The sequence below is a fragment of the Acinetobacter lwoffii genome (assembly GCF_024129435.1).
Classification (GTDB): domain Bacteria; phylum Pseudomonadota; class Gammaproteobacteria; order Pseudomonadales; family Moraxellaceae; genus Acinetobacter; species Acinetobacter lwoffii_F.
Window position 1 is genome coordinate 20,984 of sequence record NZ_JAMXXN010000014.1, and the last position, 24,927, is coordinate 45,910.

General features: G+C 45.1%; 18 protein-coding genes and 2 pseudogenes. 16 read left to right on the top strand and 4 right to left on the bottom strand.

What is annotated here, in order from left to right:
- Positions 1-8: 8 nt before the first annotated feature.
- From NI455_RS10145 to NI455_RS10165, 5 genes are all read left to right on the top strand, one after another.
- Positions 9-989: an NAD(P)H-dependent flavin oxidoreductase gene (locus NI455_RS10145; RefSeq protein WP_005096900.1), complete on the top strand. Its 981-nt coding sequence runs from the start codon at positions 9-11 to the stop codon at positions 987-989.
- Positions 990-1,199: 210 nt separating this feature from the next.
- Positions 1,200-3,002 (top strand): acyl-CoA dehydrogenase C-terminal domain-containing protein, encoded by a 1,803-nt coding sequence (locus NI455_RS10150; RefSeq protein ID WP_253113975.1) that lies wholly within the window; start codon positions 1,200-1,202, stop codon positions 3,000-3,002.
- Positions 3,003-3,130: 128 nt separating this feature from the next.
- Positions 3,131-3,970: an alpha/beta fold hydrolase gene (locus NI455_RS10155; RefSeq protein WP_253113977.1), complete on the top strand. Its 840-nt coding sequence runs from the start codon at positions 3,131-3,133 to the stop codon at positions 3,968-3,970.
- A 12-nt stretch (positions 3,971-3,982) separates the two neighbouring features.
- Positions 3,983-5,479, top strand: a complete 1,497-nt coding sequence (locus NI455_RS10160; protein ID WP_253113980.1) for a flavin-containing monooxygenase — start codon at positions 3,983-3,985, stop codon at positions 5,477-5,479.
- A 76-nt stretch (positions 5,480-5,555) separates the two neighbouring features.
- Positions 5,556-7,238: an AMP-binding protein gene (locus tag NI455_RS10165; RefSeq protein WP_253113982.1), complete on the top strand. Its 1,683-nt coding sequence runs from the start codon at positions 5,556-5,558 to the stop codon at positions 7,236-7,238.
- 70 nt (positions 7,239-7,308) lie between these two features.
- Here NI455_RS10165 and NI455_RS10170 read toward each other — a convergent pair whose 3' ends face one another.
- Positions 7,309-8,532, bottom strand: a complete 1,224-nt coding sequence (locus tag NI455_RS10170) for a CaiB/BaiF CoA transferase family protein (protein ID WP_253113985.1) — start codon at positions 8,530-8,532, stop codon at positions 7,309-7,311.
- A 356-nt stretch (positions 8,533-8,888) separates the two neighbouring features.
- On the opposite strand from NI455_RS10170, the pseudogene NI455_RS10175 reads away from it, so the two are divergent.
- Together NI455_RS10175 and NI455_RS10180 are read left to right on the top strand one after the other, a co-directional pair.
- Positions 8,889-10,144, top strand: a pseudogene (locus NI455_RS10175) (MFS transporter).
- A gap of 109 nt (positions 10,145-10,253) precedes the next feature.
- Positions 10,254-11,199: pseudogene (locus NI455_RS10180) on the top strand (IS30 family transposase).
- A gap of 68 nt (positions 11,200-11,267) precedes the next feature.
- On the opposite strand, the gene NI455_RS10185 reads toward NI455_RS10180, so the two are convergent.
- Complete coding sequence (locus tag NI455_RS10185; RefSeq protein ID WP_253113987.1) at positions 11,268-11,759, bottom strand: MarR family winged helix-turn-helix transcriptional regulator; 492 nt, start codon at positions 11,757-11,759, stop codon at positions 11,268-11,270.
- Between the two features lie 503 nt (positions 11,760-12,262).
- Here NI455_RS10185 and NI455_RS10190 point away from each other — a divergent pair.
- The 4 genes from NI455_RS10190 to aliA all read left to right on the top strand — a co-directional run bounded on the left by NI455_RS10190 (position 12,263) and on the right by aliA (position 16,765).
- Positions 12,263-13,027 carry a glucose 1-dehydrogenase gene (locus NI455_RS10190; RefSeq protein WP_253113989.1) on the top strand — a complete coding sequence of 255 codons (765 nt, stop codon included), beginning with the start codon at positions 12,263-12,265 and terminating at the stop codon, positions 13,025-13,027.
- A gap of 64 nt (positions 13,028-13,091) precedes the next feature.
- Positions 13,092-13,874 (top strand): 2-ketocyclohexanecarboxyl-CoA hydrolase, encoded by a 783-nt coding sequence (badI, locus tag NI455_RS10195; RefSeq protein ID WP_253113992.1) that lies wholly within the window; start codon positions 13,092-13,094, stop codon positions 13,872-13,874.
- Positions 13,875-13,886: 12 nt separating this feature from the next.
- Positions 13,887-15,044 (top strand): cyclohexanecarboxyl-CoA dehydrogenase, encoded by a 1,158-nt coding sequence (aliB, locus tag NI455_RS10200; protein ID WP_253113993.1) that lies wholly within the window; start codon positions 13,887-13,889, stop codon positions 15,042-15,044.
- 53 nt (positions 15,045-15,097) lie between these two features.
- Positions 15,098-16,765: a cyclohexanecarboxylate-CoA ligase gene (gene aliA, locus NI455_RS10205; RefSeq protein WP_253113995.1), complete on the top strand. Its 1,668-nt coding sequence runs from the start codon at positions 15,098-15,100 to the stop codon at positions 16,763-16,765.
- A 110-nt stretch (positions 16,766-16,875) separates the two neighbouring features.
- Here the strand turns inward: aliA and NI455_RS10210 are convergent, their stop codons facing one another.
- Together NI455_RS10210 and NI455_RS10215 are read right to left on the bottom strand one after the other, a co-directional pair.
- The gene (locus NI455_RS10210) at positions 16,876-17,553 is read right to left on the bottom strand and encodes a type 1 glutamine amidotransferase domain-containing protein (RefSeq protein ID WP_253113997.1); all 678 of its coding nucleotides are present in this window, start codon (positions 17,551-17,553) and stop codon (positions 16,876-16,878) included.
- Positions 17,554-17,724: 171 nt separating this feature from the next.
- Positions 17,725-18,609, bottom strand: coding sequence for a LysR family transcriptional regulator (locus tag NI455_RS10215; protein WP_253113999.1), 885 nt, complete (start codon positions 18,607-18,609; stop codon positions 17,725-17,727).
- A gap of 177 nt (positions 18,610-18,786) precedes the next feature.
- On the opposite strand from NI455_RS10215, the gene NI455_RS10220 reads away from it, so the two are divergent.
- The 5 genes from NI455_RS10220 to NI455_RS10240 all read left to right on the top strand — a co-directional run bounded on the left by NI455_RS10220 (position 18,787) and on the right by NI455_RS10240 (position 24,921).
- Complete coding sequence (locus NI455_RS10220) at positions 18,787-20,316, top strand: CoA-acylating methylmalonate-semialdehyde dehydrogenase (protein ID WP_253114001.1); 1,530 nt, start codon at positions 18,787-18,789, stop codon at positions 20,314-20,316.
- Between the two features lie 11 nt (positions 20,317-20,327).
- Positions 20,328-21,218: a 3-hydroxyisobutyrate dehydrogenase gene (gene mmsB / locus NI455_RS10225; protein ID WP_253114003.1), complete on the top strand. Its 891-nt coding sequence runs from the start codon at positions 20,328-20,330 to the stop codon at positions 21,216-21,218.
- An 86-nt stretch (positions 21,219-21,304) separates the two neighbouring features.
- Positions 21,305-22,954: an AMP-binding protein gene (locus NI455_RS10230; protein ID WP_253114006.1), complete on the top strand. Its 1,650-nt coding sequence runs from the start codon at positions 21,305-21,307 to the stop codon at positions 22,952-22,954.
- Positions 22,955-23,000: 46 nt separating this feature from the next.
- Entirely contained in the window at positions 23,001-24,128 is a 1,128-nt protein-coding gene (locus NI455_RS10235; protein ID WP_253114008.1) for an acyl-CoA dehydrogenase family protein, read from the top strand.
- Between the two features lie 19 nt (positions 24,129-24,147).
- Complete coding sequence (locus tag NI455_RS10240; RefSeq protein ID WP_174894412.1) at positions 24,148-24,921, top strand: enoyl-CoA hydratase; 774 nt, start codon at positions 24,148-24,150, stop codon at positions 24,919-24,921.
- Positions 24,922-24,927 lie beyond the last annotated feature (6 nt).

Consider the following 24,927-nt stretch of genomic DNA (forward strand, 5'->3'; position numbering starts at 1 on the left):
GAGTATTTATGAAAATTCAGACCCGTATTACCGAGCTTTTAGGCATTCGCTATCCAATTATTCAGGGCGGCATGATGTGGGTCGGTACCGCAGAAATGGCCAGTGCCGTATCTAATGCAGGTGGCTTGGGAACATTAACGGCATTGACTCAACCGACGCCTGAAGCCTTGGTCAAGGAAATTGCACGCTGCCGAGAAATGACCGATCAGCCTTTTGCGGTCAATCTGACTTTATTGCCCGCTGTGAATCCGCCGCCATATGCAGAATACCGACAGGCGATCATTGAAAGCGGTATCAAAATCGTAGAAACAGCAGGCAACAAGCCACATGAACATATTGAGGCGTTTAAGCAACACGGCATTATTGTCATTCATAAATGTACCTCAGTCCGTCATGCGCTTTCAGCGCAAAGAATCGGTGCGGATATCATCTCGATTGATGGTTTTGAATGTGCGGGCCATCCGGGTGAAGATGATATTCCTGGCCTGATTTTAATTCCTGCCGCTGCGGATCAGCTTACTGTGCCGATTGTGGCCAGTGGCGGTTTTGCTGATGGCCGTGGTCTGGTCGCAGCTTTGGCTTTAGGTGCTGAAGGCATCAATATGGGTACACGCTTTTGTGCCACTAAGGAAGCGCCGATCCATTCAAACATCAAACAGTTCTATGTCGATAATGATGAAAGGGCGACACATCTGCTGTATCGACAGTTCAGGAATACTGCCCGTGTTGCCAAAAATGCGGTATCTGATCTTGTGGTGAAAATGAGTGAAGATCCAAACCTGCAATTTGAACAGATTCGTCCCTATGTCAGCGGTTTAAAAGGCAAGCTCGCTTTAGAAAATGGCGATATTGATGCTGGTGTACTGACTGCAGGTCAAGTGATGGGATTGATTCATGACATTCCGACTTGTCAGGCGCTGATCGAAAATATCATGCAGGAGGCAGAGCAGATTGTTCAGCAACGTTTAGCTCAATTTTTTCCACGTTAATCAACTTTAGTGAAGTGGCTGAATAGAAAAGCCATTCCACCATGAATGGCTTTTTTCATCCTGTATATTTTTTATTTTTAAATGGGAAATTTCATTGAATGACTAGATTTTATTCTTTAAATTATATTATAGTGGATTTAAAACATAATTTCGTATTATGAAATTAATTGTCATAAATATACAAATTAGAACTCATACAAGGGAATTACGATGAGAAATTATATTGCGCCATTAAAAGACATGAAGTTTGTCCTGAAAGACCTGTTAAACGTTGAACAGAAATATCAGGGCTATGCAAAATTCGCAGACAAGGTTTCTATGGATATTATGGAGCAATATCTGGAAGTCGCTGCGGACTTTTGCCAAAACGAACTTCTACCGATTAATGCGACAGGCGACCAGCAGGGTTGCCGTTTGCAGGATGGCGTCGTAACTACCCCGGATGGGTTTAAAGCAGCTTATGACAAATATGTAGAACTCGGCTTTACCTCATTAACTGGTGACGAAGCATATGGCGGTCAGGGCTTCCCGACCTTATACCGTATTGCCATTTCTGAAATTATTACCGCAACGAACTGGTCTTGGGGCATGTACCCAGGCCTGTCCCATGGTGCCATGCGTACTTTAGAGCACCACGGTAGCGATGAACAGAAACAGAAGTTTCTGGTACCTTTAATTGCAGGCCGCTGGACTGGAACCATGTGCTTGACTGAATCTCATGCCGGTTCTGACCTAGGTTTAATCCGTACCAAAGCAGTGCCAAATGAAGACGGCAGCTATAGCATCAGTGGCGAGAAAATCTTTATCTCAGCCGGTGAACATGGTCTGGCTGAAAATATCGTGCATATCGTATTGGCACGTTTGCCAGATGCACCTGCGGGAACCAAAGGTATTTCGCTGTTTATTGTGCCGAAATACAATCTGGATGAAGCTGGTAATGTGGCTTCCCGTAATGGCGTGGTATGTAGCGCTCTTGAACACAAGATGGGCATTCACGGTAACGCGACCTGTGTGCTGAATTTTGATAATGCCAAAGGTTTCCTGATTGGGCCTGAAAATCGCGGCCTAAACTGCATGTTTACCTTTATGAACTCGGCACGTATCGGTACAGCCATTCAAGGCTTGGCAGCAGCAGAGTCTTCTTACCAGGGGGCATTGGCTTATGCCCAAGACCGTCTGGCGATGCGTTCACTTGAAGGTGCGAAAGCGCCAGGCCAACCTGCAGATCCGATTATCGTGCATTCGGCAGTACGTAACATGCTGCTGACTCAAAAGGTGTTTGCAGAAGGTTCACGTGCACTTGCATATTATCTGGCGACCTATGCCGATATCGCTGAAGCCACTGACAGCCCGGAAGAAAAGAAAGCAGCTGAAGACCGTCTAGCATTATTAACCCCTATTGCCAAAGCATTAATGACCGAAACCGGCATAGAAGCGGCTAAACATGGTATGCAGATTTTCGGTGGTCACGGTTATATTGCTGAACATGGCATGGAACAGATTGCCCGTGATGCACGTATTGCCAGCCTCTATGAAGGAACTACTGAAATTCAGTCCATTGACTTGCTGGCGCGTAAAGTGCTGGGCTCAAAATTGGGTTTGCTGACCGCATTAACCGATGAAATTCAGGGCTTTGTAAAAGAGCATCAGCAACATGTCCAGTTCAGCCAGCAAGTTGCACAAGTCAGCCAGTTGACTGAACAATGGCTGAAATTAACCAGAACCATTCAGGAGCAGGCTCAACAGTCTGCCAATGAAATTGGGGCAGCATCAGTTGACTACCTATATTTCTCTGGTTATGTCGTGTCCGCTTATTTGTGGCTGAAAATGGCAATTACTGCGCAGCAGAAAATTGAAGAAGGCAATACTGATCCGTTCTATGCAGCCAAGATCAAAACTGCACAATTCTTCTTTGCGCGTATTTTGCCAAGAACTTCAACCCACTTTGCCAATATTCAGGCGGGCGGTGAAAGCCTGTTTTTACTTGAACCTGAAGAGTTCAAATTCGATTAAACCTTTTGACCCACGATACTCGTGTCGTGGGTCTTTTTTAATAATTTTTGCATCCTCACCCAATTCAAATATTGAGATTTATTCTCGGATATTGAATAAACCATAAAACAACAAGATCAGGAGTCTATATGGATTTAGACATGATTACTCGACAGTGTCCTTATGCTGATCTGCAACTTACTTTTCATGAAGTCGGACAGCGTTCTGCATTTCCCACTATTATTCTGATTCATGGCACCGGTGGAAATACCGACAAGCATTTCAGCTATATTTTTCCGATGCTGGGTATTCATCAGCGGGTTTTATCCATTGATTTGCATACCCCCGATAAAGCTGATCTAAAGGTGACCGATTTTAGCCAGCAGGTTGAAGCACTGATTCAGCATGCGGTTGCAGAAGATGAAATCATTACAGTGGTCGGCTATTCACTCGGTGCCGTGATTGCTGCACAAGTAGCAGCCAGTTTAAAACAGCGCGTAGCGCGTTTGATCCTGTTAGCCGGTTGGGCCAAAACCAGCTCGGTGCAACAACTACGTACTGTCATTTGGCAGCAATTATTTACTGAACAATCTGCGGCCTTGCCTCATTTTGTCAATTATTGCCTGTATAGCGATGATTATCTGTCTGCACGAAGCGAACAGCAGGTGTTGGATCTGGCACGCTTTGTCAAACCTTCCCAAGATGCAGCCAAACAGCGTGAACTGAATTATCGCATTGATATTACATCGATCTTGCCTGAGATTCGTGCAGAGACGTTGATTGTGGCTTGCCGTGAAGACCGCATGGTGCCTGTAGCGCAAGCTAAACTGCTGTTTGCTTCAATTTCGAACAGTCGCTATATCGAAATTTCTTCAGGACATGCGCTCTATGTCGAAGCGCCAGCCGAAGTGGTGCAACTGGTAAACCAGTTTAGCCAGCATCCAGAACAATATCCGGTGAATCAAAAAATCCAGCCTTATATGCCTTAAAGGAGATAAATAATGCAAGCTAAAGGACAGCGCAGCAAGATTCTAATTGTAGGCAGCGGTTTTGGTGGTTTGGGAATGGCAATCCGCCTTAAACAGCAGGGCATCCACGATTTTAAAATCATTGAACGTGCAGCAGAAGTGGGCGGTACTTGGCGTGACAATACCTATCCCGGAGTCGCCTGTGATGTACCGTCCCATTTATATTCTTTCTCTTTTATTAAAAATCCGGACTGGTCTCGGGTCTTTCCGCAAGGGGCAGAAATTCAGCGCTATTTAATTCAATGCTGTGATCAGGAAAATATCCGGCCACATATCGATTTTCATACCCAACTGGAAAAAGCCAGCTGGAATACAACAGAACGCATCTGGGAAATTCACACCTCTAAAGGTCTGTATCAGGCTGAGATTTTAATTACCGCAACCGGACATCTGGCTGATGAGCATCTCCCGCAAATTCCGGGGCTGGAAGAATTTGAAGGCCAGGTGATGCATTCCGCGCGCTGGAACCACGAGCTGAATCTGGAAAATCAACATGTCGTTGTGGTGGGTTCTGGTGCTTCTGCCATCCAGCTTGTGCCGGAAATTTCCAAAACAGCCAAAAGCCTGACCGTCTTGCAACGTAGTGCGCCATATATTTTGCCCCGACCAGACCGAGCTTATTCTGAGTCAGAAAAACAGCTTTTCCGCAAAGATCCGGACAGTATGTCGGCCCTCAGACATTCCTTGTTCTGGGGCAATGAATACAATTTTGCCCAGCGCCGTAATCTGAAAAGCCAGATTGAGCGGGTCAAGAAAAACTGCCTGCAATTCTTAAAACATCAGATTTCAGATCCTGAATTACAGCGCAAACTTACGCCGAATTATGAACCTGGTTGTAAGCGCTTATTGCTTTCTAATGATTATTATCCGACTTTTCTAAAACCAAATGTCACACTTGAAGACTCAGCATTGGCAGAAGTTATGAAAGACGGTGTATTAAGCCAGGCTGGAAATAAATTTTCTGCAGATATCATCGTATTTGCGACAGGATTTGAAGCGGCACGTCCACCCTATGCCGCAAAGGTGGTGGGTAAACAGGGTTTAAGCCTGGAGCAGCAATGGTCCAGCGGTATGCAGGGTTATCAGTCAACGACCGTACACAACTTTCCAAACCTGTTCATCCTGAATGGGCCAAATACAGGCAGTGGACATAATTCAGCACTTTATTTTCTGGAAACCCAGTTTGATCTGGTGCTGGATGCCTTGCAGTTTTTTGAGCAGGAACAGATTCAGGTCTTTGAAGCAGATCAAGAAGCTGAAAATAGCTATATGCAGGAGCTACAGCAGCTTTCGCAAGGTAGTGTCTGGTTATCGGAAAGCTGTAAAAGCTGGTATCTGGACCCGGTCAGTCGCAAGCTGACTTTGGTCTGGCCGGATTATGCTCATTCATTTAGGGATAAAAATCAGCATTTTATTCGTAGCGGTTATCACTACCAGTATGTTGAATCGAGACAGCAGAAAGTGGTGTAAAAATATTTAATTAAAATCAAAATCTTATGGTTTAAATAATACAAAATAATTGTAAATCCAGGACAGGAGTATAGTCATGAGCAGTCAGCCATGGATGGAAGAATATAAAAAGTGGAATATCAATCCGGAGTTTACCCGGCCAGATCCTGAGAAAACCCTGAGCACGATAATTGCTGAGAATTTGGTAAAATTTCAGGATAAAACCGTATTTATCTATCTAGATCGCAAATTCAGCTATCACGATATCGATGTGTATAGCCAGAAACTGGCTAGCTATTTACAGAGTCTTGGGCTGACTGCTGGCAGCCGTATTGCGGTGATGTTACCGAATATTATTCAATATCCAATCGCTACCTTTGCCATTATTCGGGCCGGTTATGTGCTGGTCAATGTCAACCCCATGTACACCCAGCGCGAGCTCTATCATCAGCTACAGGATTCAGGTGCAGAAGCCTTGATTATCCTTGGACAGACTTTGGAGCAATTAACAGCACTAGATGAATGTCCTCAACTCAAATATGTCATTTCAACGCATCCGCTGGATTTTATTCAAGAGCAGCCAAATACTATTTATAGTCAGGCAGGACAATATCCGGATAAACATTTTTCTGACTTTAGGCAGGCAATAAATCAGGTAGAAATTATTGATTTCAAAACACCTGTACAGCATCAGGAAGATACGGTCATTCTGCAATACACGGGAGGTACCACAGGTGTTTCTAAAGGTGCAGAACTGAGCCATCGCAATATTTTATTTAATATCGCCCAGAACAGTACCGTATTTATCAGCCATTTTGGTGACCGCTATGCTATTGAAAATGAATATGTTTTCTGTGCCTTGCCGCTGTATCACATTTATGGATTTACCATCTGCCTGTTCAGTTACGGTTTAAGTCGTGGTTTTGCTAATGTCCTGATTCCAAATCCGAGAGATCTGGATGCGTTGGTGGATCAATATCATAAACATCCACCGACCGTTTTCCCGGGCGTGAATACCATGTTTAATGCTTTAGGACATCATCCACGTTTTCGTGAGCTGGATCATTCACGCCTGAAAACCACAACCGGCGGAGGGGCATCTATTCTGAAAAATACGGCAGAGTTATGGCATGAGGTCACAGGCTGCCAGATTTATGAAGGCTACGGACTTTCTGAAACCTCACCGACTGCAACTTTTAACCCGCCTTTAAGCCGGCGATTTAGTGGCACGATTGGCTTGCCATTGGCAGGGACTGAAATTCTGATTCTGAATGACAAAGGCAAACCTGTAGAGCTTAATCAGGCTGGAGAAATCGCCATACGTGGTCCACAGGTGATGAAAGGATACTGGCAGCAACCCGAAGCAACAGCACAGGTCTTTACCCAAGATGGATTCTTCCTGACTGGTGATATCGGTTGTATGAATGAGCAAGGCTATATCACCATTTTGGACCGCAAAAAAGACATGATTCTGGTCTCCGGATTTAATGTTTATCCCAATGAGCTGGAAGGTGTACTGTCCAAACATTCTAAAATACTGGAATGTGCAGTGATTGGTATTGATGATGAAAAATCTGGACAGGTACCCAAGGCATTTATTGTGAAACAGGATGAAACTCTGAGCCAAAATGAAGTCATGATTTATCTGAAGCAGCAACTGACCAGTTATAAACTGCCCAAATATATTGAGTTTGTGTCTGAATTGCCCAAGTCTGCAGTAGGAAAAATTCTGCGTCGTGAACTGCCTCGTACTGTTCAGCCGAGTGCAAAAGCCTGCTAAGGAATGATCTAATCCATTATCTTTAAAATAAAAAAGGAATCTAAAGATTCCTTTTTTACTGCTTGCAGGCTTATCGCTGCTGGATGACTTTTTTGCTTTTCAGTTCTTCCATTTCAGCAGAACTTAAATATTGACTCAAAATGGCATCGGTATCTTCACCCAGACAAGGTGGGGCCTTTTTATATTCTACCGGTGTCTTGGAGAGTTTAATCGGTGAACCGATTGAGGTGTAATCTTCACGTAAGGTATGCGGCATCTGAATCACCATATCGCGTGCCAATACCTGTTCTTCTTGCAAAGTCTGTTTGAGGTCATTAATCATTCCTACTGGTACTTTAACCGCATGAATCAAATCCACCCAGGTTTTTGCCGGTCGAGTATAGAAATGAGCTTGTAGAACTGTGGTCAATTCTTCACGATGTGTAACACGTCCTGAATTTTTCAAGAAGCGAGGATCTTCTGCCACCTTAGCCAGACCAACGGCCTGACACAAAGCTTGAAATTGCAGATCGTTACCACAGGCAATAATAAATTCACCTTCCTGGGCTTTAAACACCTGATAGGGCACAATATTGGCATGCGCATTTCCGAAGCGACCGGGTACTTTGCCTGAGGTGAGATAATTCATGGCCAGAACAGAGAGGGAAGCAACTTGGGTATCTAACAGCGCCATATCAATATACTGACCTTCACTGGTTTTCTCACGGGACAACAAAGCCGCCTGAATGGCAATTGCGGCATATAAGCCGGTGGTCAAATCGGCAAAGGCCAGACCTGCTTTTTGCGGGCCACCACCGGGCAGATCGTCACGTTCGCCAGTGACACTCATCATGCCGCCCATTCCCTGAACGATAAAATCATAGCCCGGCTCTTGCGCACGCGGACCGTTCTGGCCAAAACCGGTAATAGAACAATATACCAGTCGCGGATTTAGCTGACTCAGACTTTCATAATCCAGCCCATATCGTTTCAACGAACCGGCTTTATAGTTTTCAATGACTACATCGCTTTGTTCAGCAAGCTTTTTGATAATACGTTGACCTTCAGGTGTAGATAAATCGATTGCAACCGAATGCTTGCCACGGTTGGCTGACAGGTAATAAGCCGATTCATGGGTATCTTGCTGCTGATTGTTTTTAAGCCAAGGTGGTCCCCAGATACGGGTATCATCCCCATGATCCGGTTTTTCAATCTTGATCACTTCTGCACCCAGATCAGCCAGAATCTGGCTACACCAGGGCCCAGCCAAAATCCGGCTTAAATCCAGTACACGAAATCCTGTTAAGGCACCCATTATTACGCTCCCTGTTCGATCATATTCAAATGACATATCGTTCTTATCCCTCTTTTTAAAGCTATATGAAAATGAAAGAACAATCAACTTTATGGTAATAAATTTCGTATAACAAAATAAAACATCTAAAATGATGAATATTCATCTTATTTTCTTTAGCCTGATGCAAATATAAGTATGAACGAAGAACAAGAGGTCACTGATAAAAAGGAAAAAGCGATCTCCCAGACAGGATTAAAAAAGGAGTCAATCAAGTGAATTAAAAACGGATTAGCCTTAAAGCATATTCATTAGCGGAATAGCTTTAAATATAAAAGATCATGAAAACCTAAGGATAGGAAAACAGAGATTTAAATATGACGGATTTAGCGAGAGAATTAGAAAAGATTAAACCTACGACCAAACGAACGCAGCAAATTGCTTTTATTTTCGCCTTTCTGGCTTTACTGGTAGATGGCGCGGACATGTTGCTGCTGTCTTTCAGTTTAAATAGCCTGAAAGCAGAGTTTGGTCTCAGTAATCTGCAGGCCGGTACACTAGGCAGTTTTACCTTAGCAGGTATGGCGATTGGTGGCTTTATGGGTGGCTGGGCCGTGTACGTACCGTAGTCATTTCGATTCTGGTATTTTCCATATTGACCGCAGCCTTAGGCTTTGCACAGAACTTTGAACAATTTGCTGTTTTACGCTTTCTTTCTGCCTTTGGCATAGGCTCTTTATATATTGCAGCCAATACGCTCATGGCTGAATATGTTCCAACTGAATATCGCACCACGGTTTTAGGTACCTTACAGGCAGGATGGACCGTCGGTTATATTGTGGCCACTGTACTGGCAGGCTGGATCATTCCAGAATATGGCTGGCGAACCCTGTTTTTTATTGCCATTATTCCCTCGGTTATGGCGATTTTTATCCAGAAACTGGTTCCTGAGCCAGAATCCTGGCAGCGTGCACGTTTGCAGCGTCTATATGCCCCAGCTGAAATCACAGCACAGCAACCCGCCAAAAAAAGTACAGTCAAAGAGATTTTCGCGGATCCTGCGAATCGCAGAATGTTTATTTTGTGGATCTTTACGGCCGGTTTTCTGCAATTTGGCTACTATGGCGTAAACAACTGGATGCCGGCATATCTGGAATCTGAATTGCACATGAATTTTAAATCCATGGCAGGCTATATGATTGGTACCTATGTAGCCATGATTTTCGGGAAAATTCTAGCGGGCTTTGCCGCAGACCGTCTGGGTAGACGCGCTGTCTTTTCGTTTGGAGCAATTGGAACGGCGATTTTCCTGCCCGTGATTGTGCTATTCAATATGCCAGAGAATATTGCCTATCTGCTGATTTTCTTTGGATTCCTGTATGGTATTCCATATGCGATTAATGCCACTTATATGACAGAAAGCTTCGCCACCTCGATTCGTGGTACTGCGGTAGGCGGTGCTTATAATGCAGGTCGTATCGGCGCCATGTTTGCCCCTGCAATTATTGGCGCGGCAGCCAGCGGTGGTTCAATTGGCTTAGGCTTCCTGATTATGGGGGGTGCCTATTTCTTGTGTGGCGCAGTGTCCGGGATATTCATTAAAGACCGTCAATACGATCCACAAAAGGCATAATTTCAATTTACTTAGATTCTCAAATGAAGTGCAACAGAGATTAAATTATTGGAAGGAAGCAAGATGAGCTAGCATTTTGCTTCCGACCGACCAAAGTCAAAGTTGCATCATGAACTATACTCATCTTACCCAAGAAAAGATATCAGATTTATACATTATTACGTGAAGGTTTTTCTAAACGTCATATCGCTTGGAGACTGAATCGTTCACCTTCAACCATTTCTAGAGAAATCAAACGTAATCGAGCGAGAAATGGCTATTTTGCTAAACATGCCAATAAAGTAGCTCGAAGACGGCATTGTCCTAACCCTAAAAGAATTCCTTGTGAAATGTGGACACATGTCATCTCTTATCTTGATCTTCAATGGAGTCCTGAACAGATCGCTTCTTGTGTTGCAGTCAATTTGCATTCAATTTATCGCTTTATACGGCAGGATAAAAATAAGGGCGGTACACTCTTTCATAACCTACGTTTCAGAAATCAAAGAAAGAGGAAATATGGCTCTCCTGAAACCCGTGGTCAGCTGAGTAATCGTAAAAGCATTCATGACAGACCTATTGAGATTGAGCAGCGGACTCGCTTTGGTGATTTGGAAATAGATACAATTGTTGGTAAGAAGCATCAGCAATCATTGGTCTCTATTGTAGATCGGAAGACAGGTTATTTATGGCTGAAAAAGTGTAGCTCACGCAAGGCAGAGGAAATTTGCCAAACAACCATCAGCCTTCTTGAACCGATCAAAGATCAGCTAAAGACGATTACTGCAGATAATGGTAAGGAGTTCAGCCTACATGAGTATGCTGCTCAAGCATTAGAAATAGACTGGTATTTCGCTGATCCCTATAGCGCTTGGCAACGAGGCACGAATGAAAATACAAATGGCTTAATCAGACAATATATTAAAAAAGGCAGTAATTTAAATGCCTATACGGATGAATATATCTCAGAAATCACTCAACGTTTGAATCATCGCCCAAGAAAAAGACTCGGCTTTAAAAGTCCGAGTCAGGTATTATGGCAACAACATGGTGTTGCACTTCAAATGCTAATCTAAGTTATAAAAAAGAGCCTGAATTCAGGCTCTTTTTTATATTCTTCAATTAAAGCTGTATTTCTATTTGTTTATTCCTGATCCGTTTCTTTATGCAGATGAATACTTTTCAAACCATCATTTACTTTATTGAGCAGATGAATCAGGGTAACCACATCATCAAAGGCCAGTTTATTTAAGGCCTGACCATAAAAATCAAAGAAATCAGCTTGCAAGTTGTCCCATGTTTCCAAGCCTTCAGCCGTCAGCGCAACAATTTTAGCGCGCCGGTCCTGTTCACTAATGACCCGCTCCACCAGACCATCACGTTCCAGACGCTTTAATACTGCGTCCAGGTTTTGCCGGCTTACCCCAAGATATTCGGTCAGATCAGAAAAAGACATTCCTGATTTAACTTTTGGACGGGACAGGGCACCCAGCACTGCCCAATGTACTGGAGATATTTTTAGCTCATTGAGGCACTTGCGGTCCAGGCTGTTGCCCACCTGAAACAGCCGGAAAAAAAGCCGGTTATGAGCAGAATATAAGGATTGATCATATTTTTTTGACAACGTATCACTCACAATATTGGACATCCTCAAAACTGAAATAGCCGAGCCGCGCAGAGTATAACCTATCGCTTTTTCGCACAAACCAGTTTCTATTATAATTTGATTTAAAAATCATAGTGTTTTTGCAGAAATTTTCCTATTTAAATTCTGAGTCAATCAGTTTTATGGTTTGGAAATCTCTCTTTTTCTCCTCACTTCCATTGCGCTCACTCGTCAAATATCTAAGGTTTTCTTCCTAATTTTAAAGGAATAAATTATCTGTCATGCAAAAGACATAATTTGGCCCTAGAGTGAAGTCGGATTCAAATTAATCTAAAGCCAAAAAACAATGTAGGTCAATACATTGAATAATTAAAAATATTAAGTTAATGATAAATATATAAATAATAATTTATAATTATTATTTTATGTAAATGCATTGACATAAATTCAATCTCTTTCTATTTTAGATAAAACACACCGAATTAAAACAACAGCCAATTAAATTCGACAACAAAATAGCGTAGGGATGAGCAATGAAAGGATTAAAAGATAAGGTCGTGATTGTGACAGGCGGTGCAGGCGGAATTGGTTCCGCAACCTGCCGACGTCTGGCTGAAGAAGGCGCAAAAGTTGCCATTTTTGATATGAATCTGGAAGCTGCCGAGAAGCTGGCAAATGAAATTAATCAATACGGTCAGGCGTTAGCAATTCAGTGTGATATTACCCAAAGTGACATCGTTGAACAGGCGGTTCAAAAAACAGAAGATGAATTGGGTCCGATCGATGGACTGGTGAATAATGCCGGATGGGACATTTTCAAACCTTTCATCAAAAGTACGCCTGATGAATGGCAAAAACTCATCCAGATCAATCTGGTTGGTATGCTGAATATGCACTTTGCTGTGCTGAAAGGCATGGTCGAGCATAATGCTGGCAGCATTGTTAATATTGCCTCAGATGCAGCTCGTGTTGGTTCTTCAGGCGAAGCAGTTTATGCCGCCTGTAAGGGAGGATTGCTATCTTTCTCCAAAACTCTGGCACGCGAACATTCACGCCATAACATCAAAATTAATGTGATTTGCCCAGGACCAACCGATACAGCTTTACTTGCAGGCGTGACTGAAGGTGCATCAAATCCAGAAAAATTACGTGAAGCCTTTGTTCGTGCCATTCCACTGGGCCGTTTGGGTCAACCGGATGATTTAGCTTCTGCAATTGCCTTTTTCTTGAGCGAAGATGCCAGCTTTATTACCGGACAGGTGCTCAGTGTTTCTGGCGGTCTAACCATGAACGGTTAAATAGTTATTGAATAGTCCTAAATAATTAAATCAGTAGATAAAAATAGTACAGGAAGTAATGAACATGAATTTTGAAGATATCTTATATGAAGTTAAAAACGGTGTAGCCTGGATCACGATTAACCGTCCAGAAAAAATGAATGCCTTTCGTGGTACAACCTGTGACGAACTGATTAAGGCCTTAAACAAAGCTGGTTATGACCGTAACGTTGGTGCGATTGTACTGGCTGGTGCGGGTGAAAAAGCATTCTGTACCGGTGGTGACCAGTCTGCGCATGATGGCAATTATGACGGTCGCGGTACCATTGGTTTACCGATGGAAGAATTGCATACCGCCATTCGTGACGTACCAAAACCAGTGATTGCACGTGTACAAGGTTATGCAATTGGGGGAGGTAATGTACTGGCCACCATTTGTGATCTGACGATCTGTTCAGACAAAGCTATTTTCGGTCAGGTCGGACCAAAGATGGGTTCAGTTGATCCAGGCTATGGCACAGCATTTTTAGCGCGCGTCGTGGGTGAGAAGAAAGCCCGTGAACTTTGGTATATGTGCCGCCGTTATTCTGGTCAAGAAGCGGTTGAAATTGGCTTGGCCAATAAATGTGTGCCGGCAGATCAACTCGATGCAGAAGTTCAGGCATGGGGCGAAGAAATCTGTCAGCGTAGTCCGACCGCAATCGCGATTGCCAAACGCAGTTTCAATATGGATACCGCACATCAGGCAGGGATCGCTGGCATGGGCATGTATGCGCTAAAACTTTATTACGATACTGAAGAGTCTCGTGAAGGCGTGAATGCATTGAAGGAAAAACGTCAGCCTGAATTCCGTAAATATGCCAAATAAGGAGACTCATTAATGAAAAAGAATCCTTATATCGCCGAAGATCTAGAATTTTTAGCTGAAACGGCAGAAAAGTTTGCCCAGAAATATGTGGCTCCGGGATTTCTGGAGCGCGACCAAAGCCGAGTCTTTGATCGTGATCTGGTGAAAAAGATGGGTGAAATGGGCTTTATTGCACCAGAACTGCCGGAACAATACGGCGGTCAGGGCATGGGCCGACTGGCGGCAGGGATTATCCATGAAGCCATTGCCAAAGCAGACTTAAGTTTTTCCTATATCAACTTGCTGGCTTCTTTAAATGGTCAGATTCTGGCAGAACATGGACAGCCTGAAGTGGTGGAGCCATGGTTAAAAAAACTGACCGCTGGTGAAGCGATTTTCTCAATTGCGCTGACCGAACCGCGTGGTGGTTCAGATGCTGCCAACTTACGTTTAAAGATCGAACGTGATGGCGATGAATATGTCATTAACGGTGAAAAGACTTCGATTTCAGCAGCCGATCAGGCCGATGCTTCAGTGGTCTTCGGTCGCACTGGTTCAAATGAAAGTGGCGCACATGGCGTAACCGCCTTACTGGTGCCAATGAATTTACCGGGCATCAGCACCATACGATTTGACTGTCACGGCCAGCGTGCGATTGGTCGTGGTTCGATCTTCTTTGACAATGTCCGTGTACCGGTAAATCACCGTTTAGGTGATGAAAACAAAGGTTTCGTTCAAGTCATGCAAGGCTTTGATTTCTCGCGCGCCCTGATTGGTTTGCAAGTTTTGGCGGTTGCACGCGTCAGTCTGGATGAGGCTTGGGAATATGCGGCGCAACGTGAAGCCTTTGGTCAGCCGCTTACCGCTTTCCAGGGTGTTTCCCATCCGCTGGCAGAATATGAAACGCAGGTTGAAGCTGCACGCTTACTTTGTCTGCAAACCTTATGGCTCAAAGACAATCATCTGCCACATACCTCTGAAGCTGGCATGTGTAAATGGTGGGGACCAAAGCTGGCCTATGATGTGATTCATCAATGCCTGCTGACCTTTGGTCATGCCGGTTATGACCGTGGTGTGATGGAACAGCGCATGCGTGATGTACTGGGCTTCCAGATTGGCGATGGCACAGCACAGATCATGAAAACAATTATCGCTCGGCATAAGGCAGGACGTAAGGCTGTACCGGCTTAAGAAAAGTACGTCCCGCCAAAAGAAGACTATTATAAAAAATGAGGAATAAGCGAATGGATTTCGATGCGGTTCTGATCCCGACAAGAAAAGAGGCCATGCTCAAACAGGGACACTGGCTCAATCAAACAATTCTCGATTTTTTACGCAGCGCGGTAGAAAAAAATCCGGACAAAACCGCTTTAGTGAGTTTTAAGGTCGAGAATCAAACTGAACAGACCTTCAGCTACCAGCAGCTTTGGGACATGACCAATAAAATTGCGCTGGGCTTAAAACAGTTGGGTGTCGAGAAAAATGATGTGGTGTCTTGCCAGTTACCGAACTGGTGGGAATTTACCTTGCTGTATCTGGCTTGTAGTCGTATTGGCGCCGTATTGAATCCACTCATGCCGATATTCCGTGAGCGTGAACTGGAATTCATGCTGAAACATGATGAATCTGAAGTTTTTGTTGTGCCTAAAACTTTCCGCAATTTTAGCCATGAACAGTTGGCCAATCAGCTACACAACAAGCTGGACACCCTGAAACACGTAGTTGTAGTTAATGGGGATGGCGAGAATAATTTTGATCGCCTGTTGCTCAATCATAGTCTGGAACAGAATGCTGCAGCTGTTGCTGCACTAGATGGACTGGAATCTGGCCCGGATGACATTACCCAACTGATCTTTACCTCGGGCACCACAGGTGAACCGAAAGGCGTGATGCATACCGCTAATACCTTGTTTTCCAATATTGTGCCTTATGCAGAGCGACTACATTTAACTGAAAATGATGTGGTGCTCATGGCTTCACCGATGGCACACCAGACCGGTTTTATGTATGGACTGATGATGCCAATTCAGCTCAATACCAAAGTGGTATTACAGGATGTCTGGGATGTATCCAAAGCAGTCGATCTGATTCATCAGCATCAGGTGAATTTCACCATGGCTTCCACACCATTCTTGAATGACCTGTCCAATACTGTGGCTGAACAGCATGACAAAGTTGATTCACTGAAAATTTTCCTTTGTGCTGGTGCGCCAATTCCTGGACCACTGGTACAAAAAGCCCGGGAAACTCTGGGTGTTAAAGTCATATCAGCCTGGGGTATGACCGAATGTGGTGCGGTGACGCTGACTCGACCTGAAGATGAAGATGAGCGCTCTTTCAATACTGATGGCATCGCTTTACCAGGTGTGGAAATCAAGATCGTGGATAAAAAAGGTCAGACCAAAGCCCTGAATGAATCCGGGCGTTTGATGATCCGCACCTGTTCAAATTTTGGCGGTTATTTAAAACGTCCACATTTGAATGATACGGATGCCGAAGGCTGGTTTGATACTGGCGATATTGCCTATCAGGACGAGCGGGGCTATATCCGGATCTGCGGCCGCAAGAAAGATGTAATTATCCGTGGCGGAGAAAATATTCCGGTCGCAGAAATTGAATCATTACTATATAAACATCCGAATATTGCAACAGTAGCTTTAGTCGCGTATGCAGATGAGCGAATGGGCGAGCGTGCCTGTGCAATCATCAAGCTGAAAGATCAGACACAACCGTTAAGTTTTAATGAGCTGATAGAATTCCTGAAAACCCATAATCTGGCTATGCAGTATCTGCCGGAACGCCTGGAAATCTGGGAGGATATTCCGATGACCCCATCGGGAAAAATCCAGAAGTTTAAACTCAGAGAATTACTGGCTCAGCATATTGCCTCAACGGCAGTTGAAGCGAACTAAATCTGGGAATAAATAGATAAATTAAACCCTGAATAATCTTGCCTTATTCAGGGTTTTTCTTATTCAAAAAGAAGCGATCTAAAAGGTTAATACGAATTTTAGATTAACTTCTACTTTAATAATTTTAATAAAGCTTCAGCCGTTGCAGCAGAAGAGGCGGGGTTTTGTCCAGTAATGAGCAGACCATCTTGTTGCACGTATACCTGCCAGTCCTCAGTTTTGGAATATTCCCCACCTTTTTCTTTCAGCATGTCTTCCACTAGAAATGGGACAACATCGGTTAGGCCTACGCCGTCTTCTTCAGTATTACTAAAACCGGTGACTGTCTTGCCTTCTACAATCGAATGACCTTCGGCATCTTTCACATCACGCAGGACACCCGGTGCATGACAGACCAGCGCAACAGGTTTATCTGCCTGTAAAGTCTGCTCAATTAAAGAAATAGAATTCTGGTCTTTGGCTAGATCCCATAATGGACCGTGACCACCCGGATAGAACACGGCATCAAAATCCTGATTTAAGACTTCACTCAACTTATGTGTATTGGCAAGAGCCTGCATGGCCACCTCATCTGCTTCAAAGCGTTTGGTGGTTTCGGTTTGCGCATCCGGCTCATTACTTTTTGGATCTAATGGTGGCTGACCACCTGCAGGAGAAGCCAAAACTACCTCTGCGCCTGCATCGACAAAGGTGTAATAAGGCGCAGCTAGCTCTTCCAACCAGAAGCCAGTTTTTTTGCCAGTATCGCCCAGCTGGTCATGTGAAGTCAGTACCATCAAGATTTTCATATTATTTTCCTGTAGCTCATTAAAAAACATCGCGAATGATCGACTGTTAATTTAACAAGTCATGAGCGTCAGGAATGTTGTGATACGTTCATTTGCTGTATCGATACGTTGTTGTTTCAGTTGATTTAACTAAAGTACGTAGCCTTGCAAAGTGAACAGTGTGTTCAATATTCATCTGCCCATTAACAGGTCTTGCTGAAGATCGGCTTGTTTACGCAAGAAATCCCAGACCAGTTTAATTTTTGGTTCATGTTGCAGATCGACCAGCGTCAGCATCCAGAAAGTATGGGTAAAACTGACCTGATCGCCCAAAACCTCTTTGAGTTCGCTTTTATCATTGACCAGAAATTTCGGCAAAATAGCCAGTCCGGCCCCTGCACGAACGGCAATTTCCTGCGCCAGAATGCTGTTACTGCGAAAACAGGCACTGACCTGCAAGGGAAGACGCTCCAGCGAATACAGTGCAGTGCTATAGACCAGATCATCAATATAATCGACAAAACGATGCTGTTTGAGGTCTTCCAGTTTTTTAATTTTCGGATTTTGCTGTAAATAATGCTGGCTGCCATATAGCTTTAAACAGTAATTAGACAAACGAGTAATGATATAGGGCCCAGATTTGGGCCGGTCAATCGCGATCACAATATCGGCTTCACGATGTGAAAGTTTAATCGCCTTCGGCACCGGAATCAGGTCAATGGTCAACAAAGGATAATGCTGGGAAAATTCTGCCAAAAGACGGGCTAAAAATGCCGTACCAAAACCTTCTGGCGCACCAATCCGGACCCGACCCTGCAAAGGGTCGTGGCGCTTGTCAATCTGGATAAAGGACTGTTCCATCTGTTCCACACGCGGCACCAGTGCCAGACCTTCCGAGGTCAGTTCATAACCGGTCGCTTCACGCTTAAACAATTGCGTACCTAAAGTATTTTCCAAGGCCTGAATTCGCCGCGCTACGGTACTGTGTTCAACTCCGATTAAGCGTGCTGCATTGGTGAGCGTTTTAGCACGCGCTAAAACCAAAAAAAAACGTAAATGATCCCAATCCACTTTCATTTTTTATTTAACATCCTGTTAAATTCCTGTGCATATTTGCACAACCATCGTGCACCAATTTCTATTGGTGGTCAAAGTGTTCTTTGTTAGTCTGCTGAAACAGCGTAAAAATTATACGTTAAATAAAAGCCAGTAAAGGCAGATACAACGACAATAACAAACCAGCACGGAGCGACCATGAACGCCATTTCTCATCCACAGCAAAGTACCGGATTCACCACCGCAAAACTTCTCATTAATGGTGAATTTGTCGAATCAAAAACTAGCCATTGGCAAGATATTATCAATCCTGCCACTCAGGAAGTTTTGGGCCAAGTGCCTTTTGCCACTGCTGAAGAAGTCAATGCAGCGATTGCGGCTGCGCAAAATGCCTTTGCCAGCTGGCGCCAGATCCCGATTCAGGCCCGTATGCGAATCATGCTGAAACTGCAGGATCTGATTCGTACCAATTTAAAAAGTATTGCCCAGGTCTTAACAGCAGAACAGGGGAAAACTCTGGCCGATGCCGAAGGTGATATTCAGCGCGGTCTGGAAGTGGTGGAGCATGCCTGTTCGATCGGTTCACTACAAATGGGTGAGTATATTGAAGGTGTGGCACGCGGTGTCGATACCTATACTTTGCAGCAACCCTTGGGTGTCTGTGCAGGAATTACGCCGTTTAACTTCCCAGCGATGATTCCACTATGGATGTTCCCGATGGCGATTGTCTGCGGCAATACCTTTGTATTAAAACCCTCAGAACAAGATCCGCTATCGACCATGATGCTGGTTGAACTGGCGATTCAGGCCGGCGTACCGGCAGGCGTACTGAATGTGGTGCATGGCGGCAAAGAAGTGGTCGATCTACTGTGTACCCACCGCGATATCAAGGCGATTTCTTTTGTCGGTTCGACTGCAGTCGGCACGCATGTCTATAACCTTGCAGGCCAACACGGCAAGCGTGTGCAGTCGATGATGGGCGCCAAAAACCATGTGGTGGTGATGCCAGATGCGAATAAAGAACAGACCTTAAATGCCTTGGTCGGTGCAGCTTTTGGCGCAGCAGGTCAACGTTGTATGGCACTTTCCGTGGCGGTAATGGTCGGTGAGACCAAGCACTGGGTCGATGAACTGGTCAATAAAACCAAAACCTTAAAGGTAAATGCCGGGCATGAACCGAATACCGATGTTGGACCAGTGATTTCAACCCGTGCCAAATCGCGTGTCATCGATTTAATTAACAGTGGTGTTGAGCAGGGTGCTGAAATGCTGCTGGATGGCCGTGATGTGCAGGTTCCAGGCTATGAACAGGGTAATTTTGTCGGACCAACGATTTTTAATCAGGTCACGACCGATATGCGCATTTATAAAGAAGAAGTATTTGGTCCGGTACTGGCGATCATGCATGTCGATACTTTGGAACAGGCGATTGCACTGATTAATGCCAATCCGTTTGGTAATGGCGTTGGACTGTTTACCCAAAATGGCAATACGGCACGTACCTTCCAGAACCAGATTGATATCGGTCAGGTGGGCATTAACATTCCAATTCCTGTCCCTGTGCCTTTCTTCAGTTTTACCGGTTCACGCGGTTCAAAACTGGGTGATCTCGGTCCTTATGGCAAACAGGCGGTGCAGTTCTATACCCAGACCAAAACCGTTACCAGCCGATGGTTTGAAGATGACCAGGAAACCACCGGTGTCAATACCACGATCAGTCTGCGTTAAGGAGCATCAGCATGAAGATTGCATTTATTGGTTTAGGCAACATGGGCGGTTCCATGGCGCAAAACTTGCTCAAGTCCGGTCATCAGGTTTTTGGTTATGACTTAAGTGCAGTGGCTTTACAGCATTTTGCAGAAGCTGGCGGTATCGTCTGCGACAGTCCACAAGCTGCCGCGAAGCAGGCGGAGATCGTGATCAGCATGTTGCCTGCAGCCAAGCATGTGCGTGAAGTCTATTTGGGTGAACACGGTATTCTGGAGGTGCTTCAAGCGGGCAGCTTATGTATCGACAGCAGCACCATTGATCCGCAAACCATTCAGGAGGTTGCTGCAGCAGCTCAGGCCAAGCAGATTCGCGTCTGTGATGCACCGGTATCCGGCGGTACTTTAGGTGCCAAAGATGGCACTTTAACCTTTATGGTCGGCGCAGATGATGCCACCTTTGAGGCCGTTAAACCTGTTCTCAGCTGTATGGGCAAAAATCTGGTGCATTGTGGCGCTGTAGGAACAGGACAGGTCGCAAAAATCTGCAATAACCTGATTCTGGGTATTTCCATGACCGCCGTTGCAGAAGGCATGGCACTTGGAGCCAAACTGGGAATTGATCCGCAAGCACTAGCCGGGGTAATCAATAGTTCCACCGGACGTTGCTGGAGTTCTGAAATCTATAATCCTTGGCCGGATATCTGTGCCAATGCACCGTCATCACGGGGTTATACCGATGGTTTTGCAGCACAGCTGATGCTTAAAGATTTGGGCCTGGCTGTCGATGCAGCGCAACAGGTGGATCAGCCGGTGGTTCTGGGCAGCATGGTACAAAAACTCTATCAACAACTGTGTCAGGAAGGCGATGCCCATCTGGACTTCTCCAGCATCATGCATCAATACACCACGCCACCTGCTTAAAACTTAAAAGATTCAGATGGAGCAAGGATTCGCTTCAATAATTACACCTTGTCAGTAATAACGATAAATTCAGGCTGAGGTTTAACATGTTAAATTATCAAACAACAGTTCAAAACTTTGATTTAGATGCGGTTGCAAGTCAGTATCTCTCCGGTTCAATGCAGGCAGTAAATGCCTGTTATGAATGCTGTGACCGTCATGCCAATTCCGATGCCATTGCCTTGTACTGGCATGGTAAAGATGGCCGTAAAGAACAATATAGCTTTGCCGAGCTCAAAAAATATTCCAGCCAGTTTGCCAACTTTCTAAAGTCTCAAGGCATTGGTAAAGGTGATCGTGTTTCCGGACTATTACCACGTACCCCAGAGCTGATCATTACCATTTTAGCGACCTGGCGGATTGGTGCTGTCTATCAACCCTTATTTACGGCCTTTGGGCCCAAAGCTATTGAACATCGCATTCAGCTGGCGCAAAGCAAGCTGGTGGTGACTGATCTGGCGAATCGAGAGAAATTATCCGATCTTGCCGATTGTCCCAAGATCGTCACCGTACATGCCGAAAGCGAAGCGGAACGTTATCCGTACGATCTTAGCTTCTGGACGGTATTAAACCGTCAGGCTGAAGCTTGTGAGCTGGAGATCCTGAATGTTGATGATCCATTTTTATTGATGTTTACCTCGGGCACCACTGGACTGGCGAAACCACTTAAAGTCCCGTTGAAAGCGCTGATTGCTTTTGCAAGCTATATGCAAAATGCCATTGGTCTGACTCCTGAAGATGCATTCTGGAATATTGCTGATCCCGGCTGGGCCTACGGATTGTATTACGCGATTACTGGTCCCTTAATGCTTGGACACTCGACCTTGTTTTATGAAGGCGGTTTTAATGCGGAAAGTGTCTGCGAAATTGTTAAGGAATATGGCATTACCAATCTGGCCGGTGCACCGACCGCTTACCGCATGATGATGGCAGCCGATCCTGCTCAAATGGCAAAACTACGCGGTAAGTTACGTGTTGTCAGCAGTGCGGGAGAACCGTTAAATCCGGAAGTGATCCGCTGGTTTAAAGAGGTACTGGATGTGCCGATTTATGACCATTATGGCCAGACCGAAGTCGGGATGGTGGTGTGTAATCATCATGCCTTGGAACATCCGGTCCGTTCAGGTTCGGCAGGCTTTGCCAGCCCGGGTTACCGGATTGCCGTTGTCGATGAACAGGGGCATGAATTAGCAGCTGACGTCCCGGGCATCTTGGCAGTGGATATCAGCCAGTCCCCAATGATGTGGTTCTCTGGCTATGAAGAAAGCCGTAAATCTCCATTTGTCGGACAGTATTACTTAACTGGGGATACCGCAGAAATTCATGCAGATGGCAGTATGAGCTTTGTTGGGCGTAGTGATGATGTCATTACAACGTCAGGTTATCGGGTCGGCCCATTTGATGTGGAAAGTGCCTTGCTGGAACATGATGCCGTGATTGAAGCAGCAGTCATTGGTGTGCCTGATCCCGAGCGTACTGAAGTGATTAAAGCCTTTGTAATTCTGGCGAATAATTTTGCAGCTTCGACCCATCTGGAAGAAGAACTGGGTCAATTTGTGAAAAAGCGTTTGTCTGCACATGCCTATCCGCGCCTGATTGAATTTGTGACCGAATTGCCCAAAACCCCAAGCGGTAAAATTCAACGCTTTTTACTGCGCAATCAGGAAATCAACAAACAGCAATCCAAAACTGCATAAACTCATAAAGCCAATAGATTAAATAAGAAGATTGAAGGAAGCATCGATGCAACTAACGGAAGAGCAAAAACTAATTCAGGATATGGCTAAAAGCTTTGCCCAGGAACAGATTAAACCCTTTGCCGGCGAGTGGGATCAAAAAGGCATTTTTCCTAAACAGGCCTTGGTCCAAATGGGAGAGCTGGGTTTTTTAGGCATGCTGATTCCGGAAGAATGGGGCGGCTCGGGCACAGGCACGCTGGCTTATGTCTTGGCCTTAGAAGAAGTCGCTGCGGCCGATGGCGCAACATCCGCGATTATGAGCGTACATAACTCGGTGGGTTGTGTGCCGATTTTCAAGTTCGGCACGGAACAGCAAAAGCAGCAATTTTTAAAGCCTTTAGCGCAAGGTGAAATGATTGGGGCCTTTGCGCTGACCGAACCGCATACCGGATCGGATGCCGCTGCCATTAAAACTCGGGCGGTCAAGGACGGCGATCATTACATTCTGAATGGCGCCAAACAGTTTATTACTTCAGGCCACAATGCCGGGATGATTATTGTCTTTGCCGTGACTGATCCAGACGCGGGCAAAAAAGGCATGAGTGCATTTTTAGTGCCGCGAGACACACCTGGCTATGAAGTCATACGGGTGGAAGAAAAACTCGGCCTGCATGCTTCGGATACTTGTCAGATTGCCCTAACTGATGTCCGCATTCATGAAAGTTTAAGACTCGGTGCAGAAGGCGAAGGTTTAAAAATCGCCTTGGCCAATCTGGAAGGCGGACGGATAGGTATTGCGGCACAGGCGGTTGGTTTGGCGCGTGCCGCTTTAGAAGAAGCCACTGCTTACGCGCACGACCGCGTGGCTTTTGGCAAACCGATTTTTGAACAGCAGGCGATTTCGTTCAGGCTGGCCAGTATGGCGACTGAAATTGAAGCGGCACGGCAACTGGTGCATTTTGCAGCACGCAAAAAAGAAGCCGGTGAAGCCTGTTTAAGCGAAGCCTCCATGGCCAAGCTATTTGCTTCAGAAATGGCAGAACGGGTCTGTTCCAAAGCGCTGCAGATTTTTGGCGGCTACGGTTATCTTAAAGATTTTCCAATCGAACGCATTTATCGTGATGCGCGGATTTGTCAGATTTATGAAGGCACCAGCGATATTCAGCGCCTGGTGATTGCACGCAGCCTCTAATTTTAAAAGGACTTATTTCATGCAGTGGCAAACAATTTTATTAGAACAACGTAATGGTGTCGGGCTGATTACTTTAAATCGTCCGCAAGCTTTAAATGCACTGAATAACCAGCTGATTGTTGAAGTGAATCAGGCACTGGATCAGCTGGAAAAAGATCCGGCAATTGGCTGTATTGTGATTGCCGGTTCGGAAAAAGCCTTTGCCGCTGGTGCCGATATTAAAGAAATGGCAGATCTGAATTTTCCGCAAATTTATCTGGACGATTTTTTTAGTCTGGCCGATCGAATTGCGCAGCGTCGTAAACCTTTAATTGCCGCAGTGAGCGGCTATGCCTTGGGTGGTGGTTGCGAGCTGGCATTGATGTGCGACTTTATTTACTGCGCTGATAATGCAAAATTTGGTTTGCCTGAAGTTACCTTAGGCGTGTTGCCCGGCATTGGCGGGACCCAGCGTTTAACCTTGGCGATTGGTAAGGCCAAAGCCATGGAAATGTGCCTGACTGCACGGCAGATGGGGGCGCAGGAAGCGGAACAAAGTGGTTTGGTCGCTCGGGTTTTTGCCAAGGAAGAATTGCTGGAACAAACCCTGCAAGCTGCCGAGAAAATTGCTGAAAAGTCGCTTACTGCCGTGATGATGATTAAAGAATCAATTAATCGGGCCTTTGAAGTGAGCCTGGCTGAAGGCCTGCGCTTTGAACGCCGGGTTTTCCATTCGATTTTTGCCGGTTCCGATCAAAAAGAAGGCATGCAGGCCTTTGTAGAAAAACGCCCAGCCAAATTTACCCATCAATAAAACAAA